The organism is Sphingomonas floccifaciens (assembly GCF_042681125.1).
Lineage (GTDB): Bacteria > Pseudomonadota > Alphaproteobacteria > Sphingomonadales > Sphingomonadaceae > Sphingomonas > Sphingomonas floccifaciens.
The window spans coordinates 1,003,156-1,016,982 of record NZ_JBHUFC010000003.1 but is presented as its reverse complement, the minus strand read 5'-3'; the positions used below and the strand labels follow the sequence as shown (position 1 = coordinate 1,016,982).

The 13,827-nt window shown below is 64.4% G+C and carries 12 protein-coding genes; 6 read left to right on the top strand and 6 right to left on the bottom strand.

The features are described 5' to 3' along the window. Positions 1-94: 94 nt before the first annotated feature. The gene (locus ACFSC3_RS11895) at positions 95-1,198 is read right to left on the bottom strand and encodes an aldo/keto reductase (RefSeq protein ID WP_380940652.1); all 1,104 of its coding nucleotides are present in this window, start codon (positions 1,196-1,198) and stop codon (positions 95-97) included. A 95-nt stretch (positions 1,199-1,293) separates the two neighbouring features. On the opposite strand from ACFSC3_RS11895, the gene ACFSC3_RS11890 reads away from it, so the two are divergent. Beyond that, a complete protein-coding gene (locus ACFSC3_RS11890; RefSeq protein ID WP_380940651.1) occupies positions 1,294-2,178 on the top strand; it encodes a LysR family transcriptional regulator in 885 nt (294 codons plus the stop codon). Between the two features lie 254 nt (positions 2,179-2,432). On the opposite strand, the gene ACFSC3_RS11885 is transcribed toward ACFSC3_RS11890, so the two are convergent. Beyond that, positions 2,433-3,092 (bottom strand): methyl-accepting chemotaxis protein, encoded by a 660-nt coding sequence (locus ACFSC3_RS11885; protein WP_380940650.1) that lies wholly within the window; start codon positions 3,090-3,092, stop codon positions 2,433-2,435. 58 nt (positions 3,093-3,150) lie between these two features. Beyond that, the gene (locus ACFSC3_RS11880) at positions 3,151-3,567 is read right to left on the bottom strand and encodes a globin family protein (protein WP_380940649.1); all 417 of its coding nucleotides are present in this window, start codon (positions 3,565-3,567) and stop codon (positions 3,151-3,153) included. Positions 3,568-4,111: 544 nt separating this feature from the next. Here ACFSC3_RS11880 and ACFSC3_RS11875 point away from each other — a divergent pair. The 3 genes from ACFSC3_RS11875 to ACFSC3_RS11865 are packed head-to-tail and all read left to right on the top strand — an operon-like array spanning position 4,112 to position 7,934. Further along, positions 4,112-4,606, top strand: coding sequence for a 2Fe-2S iron-sulfur cluster-binding protein (locus ACFSC3_RS11875; RefSeq protein ID WP_380940648.1), 495 nt, complete (start codon positions 4,112-4,114; stop codon positions 4,604-4,606). After that, a complete protein-coding gene (locus ACFSC3_RS11870; RefSeq protein ID WP_380940647.1) occupies positions 4,603-5,592 on the top strand; it encodes an FAD binding domain-containing protein in 990 nt (329 codons plus the stop codon). Before ACFSC3_RS11875 ends, ACFSC3_RS11870 begins: the two co-directional genes overlap by 4 nt. After that, positions 5,589-7,934 (top strand): xanthine dehydrogenase family protein molybdopterin-binding subunit, encoded by a 2,346-nt coding sequence (locus tag ACFSC3_RS11865; RefSeq protein ID WP_380940646.1) that lies wholly within the window; start codon positions 5,589-5,591, stop codon positions 7,932-7,934. The genes ACFSC3_RS11870 and ACFSC3_RS11865 overlap by 4 nt, the downstream gene beginning before the upstream one ends. 185 nt (positions 7,935-8,119) lie before the next feature. Here ACFSC3_RS11865 and ACFSC3_RS11860 read toward each other — a convergent pair whose 3' ends face one another. Further along, on the bottom strand, positions 8,120-10,057 hold the full coding sequence (locus tag ACFSC3_RS11860) for a M13 family metallopeptidase (RefSeq protein WP_380940645.1): 1,938 nt from the start codon (positions 10,055-10,057) through the stop codon (positions 8,120-8,122). Positions 10,058-10,248: 191 nt separating this feature from the next. Here ACFSC3_RS11860 and ACFSC3_RS11855 point away from each other — a divergent pair, with 191 nt between their 5' ends. Then, positions 10,249-10,779 carry a PadR family transcriptional regulator gene (locus tag ACFSC3_RS11855; protein ID WP_380940644.1) on the top strand — a complete coding sequence of 177 codons (531 nt, stop codon included), beginning with the start codon at positions 10,249-10,251 and terminating at the stop codon, positions 10,777-10,779. A 279-nt stretch (positions 10,780-11,058) separates the two neighbouring features. Here the strand turns inward: ACFSC3_RS11855 and ACFSC3_RS11850 are convergent, their stop codons facing one another. Beyond that, a complete protein-coding gene (locus ACFSC3_RS11850; protein WP_380940643.1) occupies positions 11,059-11,667 on the bottom strand; it encodes a hypothetical protein in 609 nt (202 codons plus the stop codon). Between the two features lie 197 nt (positions 11,668-11,864). Here ACFSC3_RS11850 and ACFSC3_RS11845 point away from each other — a divergent pair, with 197 nt between their 5' ends. Next, positions 11,865-12,635, top strand: coding sequence for a response regulator (locus ACFSC3_RS11845; protein ID WP_380940642.1), 771 nt, complete (start codon positions 11,865-11,867; stop codon positions 12,633-12,635). Here the strand turns inward: ACFSC3_RS11845 and ACFSC3_RS11840 are convergent. Beyond that, positions 12,610-13,722, bottom strand: coding sequence for an anthrone oxygenase family protein (locus ACFSC3_RS11840; RefSeq protein ID WP_380940641.1), 1,113 nt, complete (start codon positions 13,720-13,722; stop codon positions 12,610-12,612). The genes ACFSC3_RS11845 and ACFSC3_RS11840 overlap by 26 nt on opposite strands. Between the last annotated feature and the right edge of the window lie 105 nt (positions 13,723-13,827).

Here is a 13,827-nt window from a genome sequence, read left to right as displayed (position 1 = left end):
ATTTGGTCGCGAGCTGCCGCTCTGCCCTTCTGTCCTAGCGACCCACAAAGCGACATTCAGCTCCCTCTGTAGCTTCCCAAAAGCGGACGTTCGTTCAGCCCCCCTCGCTCCAGGCTCTTACGTCGCTGCCGCCGAAGATCTGATCGCGCGGCAGGTCAAAAATGAAATAAGGATTGAGCTGAGGTGGTGCTCCTGCCGCATTAAGCCGCTGTTGCTGTTCGGGCGAAAGCGTGATGTCGAGCGATGCGATGTTCTCCAGGACCTGATCCGGCCGGCTCGCACCCATCAGCACCGATGACACCGCCGGCCGGTTCACCACCCACGTAAGCGCGACTTGCGCCATAGGGCGGCCGACTTCCTCGGCCACGGCGCGCAACGCGTCGACGATAATGAAGTTCGCCTCCGTGAACAGCATTCCGCCATAGGGATTGTCTCCATTGAGGCGACCGTCACTTCCGCCGCCATGCTCGCCGCCCTTGTTCGGTAGGCTGCCCGCCGGACCGAAATCCGCCAGCTTGTCGCGACCATATTTGCCCGTCAGCATGCCGAAGGCGAGCGGGCTCCACGCAACGAGGCCAAGGCCGAGCGCACGTCCGGCGGGCACGAGGTCCAGCTCGACGCCGCGATCGAGCAGCGAATAGCTGTACTGCAGCCCGACCGGCTCGGGCAGGCCGTGCGCGCGGGCCAGCGTTGCGATCTGCGCGGCGTACCATGCCGGCGCATTGGAGAAGCCGTAATAGAGAATGTCGCCACGACGCACGGCGTCGGTCAGCGCGCGCAGCACCTCTTCGGCCGGTGACGTGCGATCCCAGACATGGGTCCAATACATATCGATATATTCGCTGCCGAGCCGCTTCAGCGAGACGTCGAGCCCGTCGCGGATGTTGCGCGCCGAGTTGCCGCCGGCCAGTGGGTTGCCCAAGCCGCGCGGGAAACCCGATTTGGTCGACACCACCATTCGGTCGCGGTTGCCACGCTCCCGCAGGAAACGGCCAACCATCGCTTCACTCTCGCCGCCGGAATAGACGTCGGCGGTGTCGATGAAGTTACCGCCTGCCTCGACATACGCGTCGAAGATGGCGCGCGAACCGGCCTCGTCCGCTCCCCACCGGCCCGCACCGAAGGTCATGGTGCCAAGTGCGAGCGGGCTGACAGCAAGTCCCGAACGGCCAAGCGTGCGATAGTTGGTCAGGTCCATGTGTCTTCACTCCTCGTCTGAAGCTCAATTTAGGATCCGAAAGACCGCCTGATTAGACGTTGCGGATCGAAAGGGCTTGTGAGCATGATGCAGCAATGCGCCGCGGCAACCTCGATGATCTCGCGGCGTTCGCCAGCGTCGCTCGCGCGCGCAGCTTCACGCGCGCGGCCGCAGAGCTGGGACTTTCGCCCTCCGCGCTCAGTCATGCCATGAAGGCCCTGGAGACGCGGCTGGGTGTGCGGCTCCTTGCGCGCACCACGCGGTCCGTCGCACCGACGGCCGCAGGCGAGCAGTTGTTGCGCTCCCTCGACCCCGCCTTAACGCAGATGACACAGGGGCTGGCTTCGCTTGCCGACTGGCGAGACGCGCCGTCGGGCACGGTGCGGCTGACCACCTTCAGCTATGCGGCGCGAACGATCCTGGCGCCGCGCCTGCCGCAATTTCTGCTCGATCATCCCGACGTGTCGGTAGAGGTCATCGTCGAGGATCGACTGACCGATCTGATCGCGGGCGGCTTCGATGCCGGCATTCGCCTTAACGAAACGGTCGAAAAGGACATGGTGACCGTCGCGGTCGGCGCCGAATTGCGCACCGTCGTGGTTGGCACGCCTGCATATTTCTCGCGCCATGAGCCTCCCGCGACGCCGTCCGACCTCGATCGGCACATCTGCGTCAATTACCGGCTCCTCGGAGGTGGCGGACTTCTGCCTTGGGAGTTCGAGGAAGAAGGCCGCGAGCTCCGACTGCGGGTTTCGGGGCAGCTCATCGTCAATGACGAGATTCTGGCGGCAGCGGCGGTCCGCGCCGGCGCCGGCCTCGGCTACATGATGGAACACGACGTCGCAGACGAGATCGCGGACGGTCGGCTGATCCAGGTGCTTGCGCCATGGTGCCCGTCCTATCCCGGATGTCGCCTTTATTACCCCGATCGGCGGGTCACACCCGCCCTTCGAGCTCTGATCGACGCGCTTCGCCTATGATTCAGTCGCGGTCATCCACGCTGGGGTATCGGTGACCGGAAAACGGACGTTTGTTCATGTTAGCCACGAAGGCTGGAGCAGGCAGAAGCCCTCGTCATTCGACGGGTTTCGGCGAAAGAATCGAATTTAGGCAGCCACTCCAACCGCCGCGCCGTGATCGCTTTCGCTTCAAACAGGTGCCTAGAAATCAGCGCGCCGGATCAATCGCGAGGCGATTAAGGACGGAATGTAGGCCTGACTGGTGGAGAGACTGATCAGGCTCGTTTAGCAATTTCGCGGGCGAGCATCTTTACCGCAACGGCCGTAGCGCCAACCCGACCAATAGAATTGGCAGCCGCGCTGACCCGCTCAGCGCCTTCGCTCGCAAGCATCGCAAGGCTGGAGGCGGTATCGCGCTGGTGCTTGGCGTGGTCTAGGGCAGAACCAAGCAGGTCCGCTTGGCTCGTCACTAGCCCATCCTGCGAGTGCACTAGGACTTGAACGGCGTGCACATCTCTCGCAATTTCCTCCGCCGAACTGCCGATGTCCCCCTTCGCCACCTGAGTGCGCTTCGCGAGTTCGGACATTTCAAACGCGACGGCGGCAAAGCCGCGGGCCTCCGGGCCACTCCGTGCTGCCTCGACTCTAGCGTTGATTGACAGCATCTTACTTTGACGCGCAATCTCTTGCACCGTGCGCGATATGATCGCCAGGCCTTCTGGCGAGCGTTCGAGCGCGTCCACGACCGGACGTTGTTCACTCAGCGCTGCACGAGCGGTCATCAGAACCGCATTGTGCTCGCGGACTTCACATTCCAGTTTCACCGCAGCAGCGTCTAGCAACTCGGCGAGAGAAGCGACTTGCTGAGCCTGATCGGTAAAGGCACGGATCGCACATGAGGCAGCCTCGGACTCCGAAGCGACGCTGGCCGCCATATCTGTCAGTCGCGCCGCGAGAATCGCGAGCGTGGGGCCATTTTGGTCGGATGGCACATCAAGCCGCCTGGCGGGCGGCGGCCTGCATGGTATCTGACAAGATTTGATAGGCAGCGCCCCATGCTGCCTCAGTATCGCGATCGAACATAGCGCCGAGACCAGCCCTTAGCGTTTCGATCAACGCTATGCCCACCGCGTTATAGTGGGCGGCTTTCGCCCCATAGGCGACATGCCGAATGGCAAGCTCCTGCGCAACAGGGACGATGGTGTCGAGGCGATCAAGCGCGTCTACGACGGTCGCCAGGGTAAGGAAGAGCTTTCGCCCTTGCTCCGCCATATCATTGAGAAACAATGAGCGGGTGTCCGGCGCATGCGCAAACAAATTGCCATAGAATATGGCTGCCGCCTCGTCAGTGATGGGGATCACGTAGGCGAAGCTCGCCTGCACAAGGTCGATTTGATGAGCGCTCAACATGATCGATGTTATAGCGGCGCGGGGCTGATCAAATGGTTAAGATCGCTAAAAAGAAATTTCATGGGCAACCCGCCTTCCTCGAGTCATGGGGGGCGGAGACGTTTAGGCGATGGCCCCGATCGCACCTACCAACCGCCCGGAAAGCAGCCGTGGCAAAATACGGCCCGATTGCCCTTCCTCAAATTTGCGGCTGTTCAAGATAGCTCGGCAAGAACGTGTCATAATATAGCGAATATGACCCAGTTTCGGTCGCCTAGGGCACAATTGGCGCAGCCCAAAAACGGAAATCTGTTCATCTTCCAATCGACACGACCATCGCGTCCCGTGTCCATATCGGACCCGTTAACCGGGCAGCCAGCCCAAGCGACGCCTTCGGGGACTTCTCGTCCGCCGCCGTTACGATCGCGAGCAGAGCATGTGGACACTACCTCAATCCAGGAGGCGAGCCGTCCGCGCCGGCTCACCGCTGCCGATTATGCTAGACATCGGCGTGTCTGAGGACTCTCTTGCTGGTCTGCCCTGCAACGACCATTGGAGTGCCGAAATGCCGCTGATCGTCAACGGAACAGATGTGCCGCTGCCTGCCGATGCCCGTGTGTCGCTGCTCGATCATCTGCGCGAGGCGCTGCACCTGACCGGGACCAAGAAGGGCTGCAATCAGGGTGCCTGCGGGGCATGCACCGTGCTGGTAGACGGCGAGCGGATCCTGTCCTGCCTCGCGCTCGCGGTGCAGTACGACGGCCGGCAGGTAACGACGATCGAGGGACTGGCGGATGGCGGCGACCTCCACCCGCTGCAGGCTGCGTTCATCGAACATGACGGATTCCAGTGCGGCTATTGCACGCCCGGTCAAATCTGTTCGGCGATCGGCATGGCGGGGGAGGCGCGACGCGGGGCGCCGAGCTATCTGAGCGACGACCTGTCCGCCGACGTCGCGCTGACCCGCGACGAGGTGCAGGAGCGGATGAGCGGCAACCTGTGCCGCTGCGGCGCGCACAACGGTATCATCGACGCGATCCGCGCGACGGTGGCGGCATGACTCCGTTCGACTATGCCCGCCCCGCCGACCGCGCCGAAGCGCTGCGGATGGGTACCGCGGCCGACGCCGCTTATCTCGGCGGCGGCACCAACATCGTCGACCTGATGCGCGAGCGGATCGCCAAGCCCGCGCGGCTGGTCGACGTGAGCCTGCTGCCCGCGGAGATCGTAGAGACCGACAGCGGCGGGCTGCTGATCGACGCGGCGGTGCGCAACACCGCGCTCGCCGAGCATCGCGTCGTCCGCGCGCGCTATCCGGTGCTGGCTCGCGCGATCCTGGCCGGCGCGTCGGCGCAGATCCGCAACATGGCGACGGTCGGGGGCAACCTGCTCCAGCGAACGCGGTGCACCTATTTTTATGATGTGGAAGGATCGCGCTGTAACAAGCGCGAGCCCGGGTCGGGCTGCGACGCGCGCGAGGGATTCAATCGCATCCACGCCGTGCTTGGCGCATCGGAGGCATGCGTCGCGACTCATCCGTCCGACATGTGCGTCGCGCTGGCGATGCTCGATGCGACCGTCCACTGTGACGGCCCGGCGGGCGCGCGCACCCTGACCTTCGGCGACTTGCACCGGCTGCCCGGCGACCAGCCCGATCGCGATACGACGCTGGAGGCGGGCGAGCTCGTCACCGCGATCGAACTCCCGCCGCTGCCGCTCGCCGCGACATCCACCTACCGCAAGGTCCGCGACCGCGCGAGCTACGCCTTCGCGCTCGTCTCGATCGCCGCGGCGGTCGAGATGGATGGTGACCGTATTGCCGACGTGCGGATCGCGTTCGGCGGGGTCGCGCACAAGCCGTGGCGCGCGACGACCGCGGAAGACGCGCTACGCGGTGGCCCCGCGACGCACCACGCGTTCCTCGACGCCGCCGCGGCGGAGTTCGCCAACGCTCAGCCTTTGCGCGACAACGGCTTCAAACCGGCGCTGGCGTCGCGAACGCTCGCCGCCGTGCTGGCCGAACTCACCGAGGAACACGCGGCATGAGCATCGTCGATACCGCCAAACAGGCCGCGCAGGGCCTGGTGCAGGGCGCGCTGGAAAAGCTCGTCCCGCTCGCCCCCGACAGCTGGATCCCGGGCGGCAAGCCCGATCCGCTGATCGCGCGCAAGCACGGGCTGATCGGCAAGCCCGTCTCACGCCTCGACGGCACGCTCAAGGTGACGGGCGCCGCCGCCTTCGCCGCCGAACACCGCTTCGACGACATGGTCTATGCCGCGCTCGCCTATGCGACGATCCCGCGTGGGCGGATCGCGGCGATCGACACGCATTCCGCCGAAGCCACGCCCGGCGTCGTGCTGGTAATGACGCATCTGAACGCCCCGCGGATGGCGCCGCCCCCGGTGTTCGGCTCCTCGCCCACCGCGGTTGGCCCCGCCGACCTGCCGATCCTGCAGGACGACCGCATCCACTGGAACGGCCAGCCGGTCGCCTGCGTGCTGGCCGAAACCCAGGAACAGGCCGACCACGCCGCCGCACTGATCGACGTGATCTACGACGTCGAACCGTCGACCACCGACCTTGCCGGTGCCAAGGCGAACGGAATCGAGCCGGGCCTGTTCATGGGCCAGCCGCTGTTGAATGAGATCGGCGATGCCGAGGGTGCGCTGGCCGTCGCCCCGCACCGGGTCGACCAGACCTATCGCACGCCGCGCCATAACCATAACCCGATCGAGCCGCACGCCGCGACACTCGCCTGGGTCGGCGACACGCTGGTGATCCACGACGCCAGCCAGATGGTGACGCAACAGGCGCAGACGATGGCCGACGTGTTTGGGCTGGACACCGATCAGGTCCGCCTGACTTCGCCCTATGTCGGCGGCGGGTTCGGCAGCAAGGGGCTGTGGGACCACCAGGTGATCGCCGCCGCCGCCGCGAAACTGAGCGGAAGGCCGGTGCGCATCGCCCTGTCGCGCGAGGGCGTGTACCGCATCGTCGGCGGGCGGACGCTGACCGAACAGCGCGTCGCGATCGGGGCGCGGGCCGATGGGCGGTTCGATGCGCTGATCCACACCGGCCTGTCGGTGATGACGCCGCACAACAACATGCCCGAACCGTTCATTCTCGGCACCCGCGCCGCCTATGCTGCGCCCAACATGCTGCTGAAGGTCGACATCGCGCGGATGAACATGCTCGCCAACACCTTCATGCGCGCGCCGGGCGAAGCGGTCGGCACCTTCGCACTCGAATCGGCGATCGACGAACTGGCTGTCGATCTCGGCATCGATCCGGTCGAGCTGCGCATCCGCAACGAGCCGGAGAAGGACCCGACCAGCGGCCTCCCCTTTTCGTCGCGCCACATCGTCGAGGCGTGGCGGCAGGGGGCCGAGCGGTTCGGCTGGCAGGACCGCCCGACCACGCCCGGATCGCGGCAGGATGGCGAGTGGCTGGTCGGCATGGGCTGCGCGACCGGCACCTACCCCTATTATCGGATGCCGGGTGCGGAAGCCCGGATCACGTTGACCCGCGACGGCGACGATGTCCGCGCGAAGGTGGAGGTCGCCGCGGCCGAGATGGGCATGGGCACGTCGACGACGACCGCGATCGTCGCCGCCGAGCGGCTGGGGCTGCCGCTCGATCGCGTCGAGGTCGGCTACGGCGATTCCGCCATCCCCGGCGCGATCATGGCCGGCGGGTCGCAGCAGACCGCCGCGATCGGGGCCGCCGTCATCGCCGCGCAGACCGAACTGGTCGGCGAACTGCTGAAGCTCGCCGGCAACGATTCGCCCCTCGCCGGCCTGTCGGCGGACGCGGTCGGCTGCGACGCCGGCGGGCTCGCCAGTCTGGACGATCCCGCGCGACGCGAAAGCTATGCCTCGATCCTAGGGCGCGCTCAGCGCGACAGCGTGACGGTGACCAAGGCGGGGTCGACCCCATTCGAGCTGATGCACTGGTCGATGCACTCGCACAGCGCGTTGTTCGCCGAAGTCCGGGTCAACGCGGTGACCGGTGAGACGCGGGTGACACGCTTCCTTGGATCGTTCGATTGCGGCCGGATCCTCAATCCCAAGACCGCCACCAGCCAATTCCGCGGCGGGATCATCATGGGGCTCGGCATGGCCCTGATGGAAGAAACCCTGTTCGACGAACGCAACGGCCGGATCATGAATCCCAGCCTCGCCGAATATCACCTGCCGGTGCATCTCGACATTCCGGAGATCGACGTCATCTGGACCGACATCCCCGATCCCCACGCGCCGATGGGCGCCCACGGCATCGGCGAGATCGGCATAACCGGTGTCGCCGCGGCCGTCGCTAACGCAGTCTATAACGCAACCGGATCCCGAGTGCGCGAACTGCCGATCACGCTGGACAAACTAATCGAGTAGCCCGCGAAACAGCTACACTCTGACCCAACATCCGACATTCAGCCGGCACTTGCGAATCACCCGAATCCGCCATTCGTTCATGGTCAAAGCCTCACGCGCGCCATCCCTTATCGGCGCCCCGGCAACGCTCTCCGAAAGATATGCACTTCGAAAAGCACCGTGTTGGCGAAGCTCGGCTAAATGCATCACCATATCCGAACTCTCCGCTCCGGCGGCAGGTACAGATCATGGTTGGCCGTTACGCCGAAGGCATTGTACCAGGCATCGAGATTGCGGACGACGCCGTTGACCCGGTAGCGTGCCGGAGAGTGGTAGTTCTGCTGCACGTGGCTACGAAGCGCGGTGTCCGTTTCGATCGTTCGCCAGAATTGAGCCCAACCCAGAAAGAACCGTTGCTCGGCGGTAAAGCCGTCGATGCGCCGCGTGAGGTCGATGCTATGCTCGGCCGCGTAAAGCCGGAAAGCGTCCAGCGCTAGCGTGACGCCAACCAGATCGGCCAGATTCTCGCCGAGCGTCTGCCTTCCATTGATCCGCAATCCCGGGAGCGGTTCGTAACTGTCATACTGCGCGACAAGTGCGGCGGCACGACGCTCGAATGCAGCACGACTGGCAGGCGTCCACCAATCGCGCAAATTGCCTTCGTCATCGAAATGCGACCCCTGATCGTCGAATCCATGCGCCATCTCATGACCTAGCACAGCACCGATTGCGCCGAAATTGACCGCGGGATCACTCGACGGGCTGAAGGCAGGGGCCTGTAGAATGCCTGCTGGGAAGCATATGGCGTTTAGCTGCGGGCTGTAGCTGCCATCAACCGTCTGCGGCGCAAGATGCCAGGGGTAGGGCCTTTCGGGCTGCGCTAGTTGCACGATGTCCCGCGCAGCCTGTGAAGCCTGCAGACGATGAAGGTTGCCGATCGGATCGGTCGGAACAATCCTGGTCTCCGCATAATCCCGCAGATTGTCCGGATAACCGAGTTTCAATGCCATCTTGTCGATCTTGGCGAGGGCGGTCGTACGGGTCTGGAGATCGAGCCACTCGGCATTGGCCAGACGTTTGGCAAAAGCGCGCTTCAGGTTGATCGCCATACCCATGATGGCGACACGATATGCTGGAAGAAAACGCCCGACGACATAAGCTTTGCCGATCAGGTCGGGCAGGTTGCGACTGACGAATTGCACCCCCCGGCTTTCTCTGCTGCGCTGCGTTTCCTGCTTGGCGAGCCGACGACCGTAAAAGTCGAAGCTCGTCTCCTGCACCGCAGCCGGCAGCAGATAGGCGTGGTTTTGGATCCAGTGGAACGCGAGATAGGATTGCCAGACCGGCACCGGCGTCTCGGCGAAGATCGCGGCGCTTGCACGGATCGCCGTGTCGGTATTCAGCACCACCGTCTCAACGGCCGGAAATCCCCGTGCCAGCAGGAACGCGCTCCAGTCGAAGCCCGGCGCATAGGTCTCGAGGTCAGCGCGGCGCATTAGATGGTAGTTCAATCGGCGATCGCGCAGTTGCTCGCCGGTCCATTGGACGGAAGCCAGCCTCGTTTCGAGCGCCACAACCGCATCAGCGCAACGTGGATCGTCTGAAACCTTCGCCAGCCCGAGCATTCTGGTGATGTGCGCGCGATAGGCGCTGCGCAGATCGGAGTAGTCGCCGCCTGACGCCGAATAATGATTTGCCGTAGGGAGACCAAGAAGCCGTGGCCCGAGAACCTGCTGATCGAGGTGAAGCAGGCTGCGCCGCGTGTTGGCGGCGTCTAAAAACACATAACTGCCGACAATGGAATGAGACATGGGCCGCGCCATGAAGGCCGCTACACCAGCATGATCTTTAATGGCCGCGATCGCGTCGAGACCCGGCTGGATCGGCGTCAGTCCGGCGCGTTCGATAGCGGCTGTATCGAGGAAGCTGGCGTAGAGGTCCCCAAGCTTTTGCCCAGCGTCGTTCTTCGCCTTGCGTTGAATGATGCCTTTAACCGCAGCTTCGGTGCGCAGGAACATGGCTTGCATCTCGCCATACTCGCCATAGCCAGCAGGGGCCACGGCCGTACGCAACCACCCTTCGTTGACGTAGTCGAAGAAAGCATCACCAGGTGCGACCGTCCGACTGATGGCGTTGAGATCCACCCCCCAAGCGCCCGTAGAAGCGCCTTGCTGCGCAAAACCCGGCCAAGCTGATAGCAGAGTAGGAAGGCCGACCGCCCCGAGCAAAAACGAGCGTCGGTCGGCGCCTGGGCTGCTATCGAAATCAAGCCGTGGCATAATGAACCTCACGAATACCGATAGTACGATTAGTACCATAGAGTTGCAGGAGTCAAATGCACGATCCGGATGGCCCTCTCACCGAACTCGAAGGCGCGATCCTTTCCGAGATCCACCATCGCGGTGCGGACACGGCGTTCAAAGTGCGCAGGGCGTTTCAGAACTCCCCCTCACACGAATGGAGCGGCAGTGCGGGCGCGGTATATCCAGCGATCCGTCGGCTGACCGGGCACGGCCTGATAGCGGCTGACACCTCGTCTACTGGTCGCAGAACCAGCATTCTGACCCTAACGGAAAAGGGCAGCGTGAAACTGAACGAATGGATCAGTGATGTCGACCGAGCTGCCAGCCTTGGCCTCGATCCGTTTAGGCTACGCTCGGGGCTATGGGATCATCTACCGCCCCAGCAGCGTCTACTTGGCCTCAAAGCGCTATTCACCAAAATCGAACGGCAACTTGAAGAGCTTGCCGCATACAAAGCGACACTCGACACCGTCGAGCAGCGCCGCATCGATCTGTCGATCGATCTTCAGCGTTTGCGCCTTGCGTGGATTGATGACGAAATGGCTCACTCAATAGATCGGTAATCGCATTTTGAACTGACGATAGCAGAGTTCAGGGCTTTCCCGATTAGCTGCCCCGCAACGACTGTGTTGACCCATTTGTGGTCGTTCAGCTTATCTTTCCGATCCCCAACTTACGACTTTCGTTCAGGATTAAGCCCGTCACGATCGACACCGCAGCCTGCCGCCGCTTACAGCCGCCACGAGAAACCTTTAACGCTGATCATGCAGAACTCGGTTGCGGGCCGATGCAGTCTGCAACCGGCTCACACCGACCCCGACAACCATCGTCTCATCTTAGCGTCAGCCGTCGAGCATCATGTCGCAAGGTTGCTCAGAGCGCGGCGCGTTTCGCGCAGCCGGTGGTGGGCCGCGACGCTCCCCAGCTGGAGGACCGCCGGCACCCAGCCCTCCGCCCGTACCACCCGGGCCGCGGCGGGCCGCCTCGCCACCATTTAGCCGTGCCGCCTCCGGGCGCGGCGGGGGCGCGCTGCCCAGGATCATGCCGCCCGTGCCCAGCACGCTGAGCAGCACGCGCTGGTCGGCCGGCTGCAGCACGCGGAGCGCCGCCACCAGATAGTCGGTCTGCGCCGCAGCCTGCGCCGCCGCAGTCGCATCGCGCTCATGCAGGGCCGCGGTCAGGTCGCCCAGCGGCAACGGGGTCTGCGTGCTCAACTGCTCGACCGCGCACTGCGCCGCGCGCGTGGCGCCACGGGCGATGCCTGGCTCGAGGATGGTCCGCAGCGCATTCAACCCGGCATCGGTCATCCCATTAGCACGAAGAACCGCCGCCGAACTCATCGGCGACAGCTCGGGTGGCTCGGGAGCCGACGCGGCTGGCGGTGGCGGCGGCGGCGCGGCGGGACCATAGAGGGCCTGCGCCAGAAGCGCGGACAAGAGCGAAGCAAGCATGATCGTCTCCAAGGTTTGATGTCGGCCCTGGCTATGGTCGGCAATTTGCCCACGAATTGCGGAACGTTGCACCGCTGCGATGTTCACAAATCGACGTGCGGGGCTTGGACTGTCGCGGCAAACGCCGCTGTGACGAATTTGCAACGCTTCGGCAGATTACACCAGATTGCAGCGGTGCAACGTGGCGGATACGCAGGATGACCACTCCGGCACTCATGCTGATGACCCGATTGGACCGCCCCGTGGACCTCGCCACCCGCCTGCTAATCGTCGACGACGACCCCGGAATCCGCGAGCTGACAGCGGGATTTCTGGAGCAGCACGGCTATCTGGTCGGCACCGCTGCCGATGCAACCGAGATGCGTGCGGCGATGGCCGAGGCGCCGTACGACCTGATCGTGCTGGACGTGATGATGCCGGGCGAGGACGGGCTGTCGATCCTGCGCACGCTCGACCGACGGAGCGGCCCCGCCGTCATCATGCTGTCGGTGATCGGGACCGAAGTCGACAAGATCGTCGGGCTGGAGATGGGCGCGGACGATTATATCGCCAAGCCCGCCAATCCGCGCGAACTGCTCGCGCGGATTCGATCGGTCCTGCGCCGGGCGAGCGGGGGCGAGGCGACAGCACCCCTCGCGATCACACCCGCACGAGAATTCTACCGGTTCGCCGGCTGGCGGCTCGACGCGGTCGGGCGCCAATTGTTCGATCCGGAGGACGTCGTCATTAACCTGTCGGACGGTGAATTCCGTCTGCTGCTTGCATTGGTCGAGCATCCGCGCCGCGTGCTGAGCCGCGATCAGTTGCTCGACCTGTCGCGCGGCGTGAACGCCGAGCATTTCGATCGCGCGATCGACGTGCAGATGAGCCGACTGCGCAAGAAGCTGGCGCGGACCGATGCCGAGGAAATGATCCGCACGATCCGCAACGAAGGCTATCTGTTCAGCGCCGAGGTGACCCGCGCATGACCGCGGCACTCGCTCGCCGGTCGAGACGCACGTCGATTGCGCTGCCGATCTTCGCATTGACGATTGTCTCGGTCATCCTGACCGCAATCCTGCTCTTTGCGGTGACCTTTCGCGGCCCCCCGCCGCGCGCGGCACCGGTACGGCTGGAAACGATTGCGACGGCCTTGCGCATCGGCGTGGCCCCGCCCCTGTCCGACCAGCCGTTGACCCTGGTCACAGGAGCGAACTGGTCGGGCCTTCCGCCCCACGCAGAACGGGTGCCGATGGCCGAGGGCATACTGGCGCAGATGCTGCGCATGCCTCGCACTTCGGTCCGTGTCGTGGCCTTCGAGGGCCAGCATGATCCCTTCGCCCTGCGCGGCCCCTTCTCTGCCGCCGTCCGCCGCGACGGAGGATGGCGCGTCCTGTCGAGCCGGCCGCCCCGGTTGTTCTCGAAATGGCATTGGTGGACGCTGCAGGCGATGGCGATGGCGTGCGTCGTGCTCGGCATCGTCGCATGGCTGATCGCGCGGGCGATCACCCGCCCGTTGCGACAGCTGTCACAGGCTGCCGCGCATGGACGCATCGGGCGCGGCATCGCCCTACCGAGCGGCGGCCCGCGTGAGGTTCGCGAATTGGGCGAGGCTTTGTCCGCCATGCACGGGCGGCTCGCGCGGCACGCCGAAAGCCGCATGGCGATGCTGGCGGCGATCGCGCATGATCTCGGCACGCCGCTGTCGCGGATCCCCCACGAAACCAACAGCGCACGGGTCGCCGGCCCGGCTTCCTCGGCCCCGATCATCTTGAGCCGCTTGTTGGTCGGCATGATCGCAAGCAGAGTGAACGGCCAGTTGGCGAGCAGGATAAGGCTCCCCAATACCCAGAGCACAGTGCCCGACAGATACCATGCGCCCATTCCGCTGAGGCCTCCGGCAACGGCTAGGCCGGACTGGATCGGCAGCGCCCTGTCATAGCTGGGCTTCCATTGCGCGAGCAGGGGGCCATCCGCCAGTTGGAGCCGTGCCGGATGCTCGACCAGCGTGATGTATCCGGCAGCGCCCGTGGACAGAGCAGCACAGGTCAAGGGAATGGTGGCAATGACAATCATGAGCACTCCTCGGCATCAGCCGGGAAGACGCAAACCCCACAGCCAGCGTCTTCCCAACGTATTGGGTCAACGCCGTGGCTGGGAATAACCCGTTAGACGGGCGCA

What these genes read in the sequence shown, in the direction of transcription:
- ACFSC3_RS11870 (WP_380940647.1), top strand. Translation starts at nt 4,603, where the DNA reads ATGACTCCGTTCGACTATGCCCGCCCCGCCGACCGCGCCGAAGCGCTG.
- ACFSC3_RS11865 (WP_380940646.1), top strand. Translation starts at nt 5,589, where the DNA reads ATGAGCATCGTCGATACCGCCAAACAGGCCGCGCAGGGCCTGGTGCAG.
- ACFSC3_RS11885 (WP_380940650.1), bottom strand. Translation starts at nt 3,092, where the DNA reads ATGGCGGCCAGCGTCGCTTCGGAGTCCGAGGCTGCCTCATGTGCGATC.
- ACFSC3_RS11850 (WP_380940643.1), bottom strand. Translation starts at nt 11,667, where the DNA reads ATGCTTGCTTCGCTCTTGTCCGCGCTTCTGGCGCAGGCCCTCTATGGT.
- ACFSC3_RS11895 (WP_380940652.1), bottom strand. Translation starts at nt 1,198, where the DNA reads ATGGACCTGACCAACTATCGCACGCTTGGCCGTTCGGGACTTGCTGTC.
- ACFSC3_RS11875 (WP_380940648.1), top strand. Translation starts at nt 4,112, where the DNA reads ATGCCGCTGATCGTCAACGGAACAGATGTGCCGCTGCCTGCCGATGCC.
- ACFSC3_RS11890 (WP_380940651.1), top strand. Translation starts at nt 1,294, where the DNA reads ATGCGCCGCGGCAACCTCGATGATCTCGCGGCGTTCGCCAGCGTCGCT.
- ACFSC3_RS11845 (WP_380940642.1), top strand. Translation starts at nt 11,865, where the DNA reads ATGACCACTCCGGCACTCATGCTGATGACCCGATTGGACCGCCCCGTG.
- ACFSC3_RS11855 (WP_380940644.1), top strand. Translation starts at nt 10,249, where the DNA reads ATGCACGATCCGGATGGCCCTCTCACCGAACTCGAAGGCGCGATCCTT.
- ACFSC3_RS11880 (WP_380940649.1), bottom strand. Translation starts at nt 3,567, where the DNA reads ATGTTGAGCGCTCATCAAATCGACCTTGTGCAGGCGAGCTTCGCCTAC.
- ACFSC3_RS11840 (WP_380940641.1), bottom strand. Translation starts at nt 13,722, where the DNA reads ATGATTGTCATTGCCACCATTCCCTTGACCTGTGCTGCTCTGTCCACG.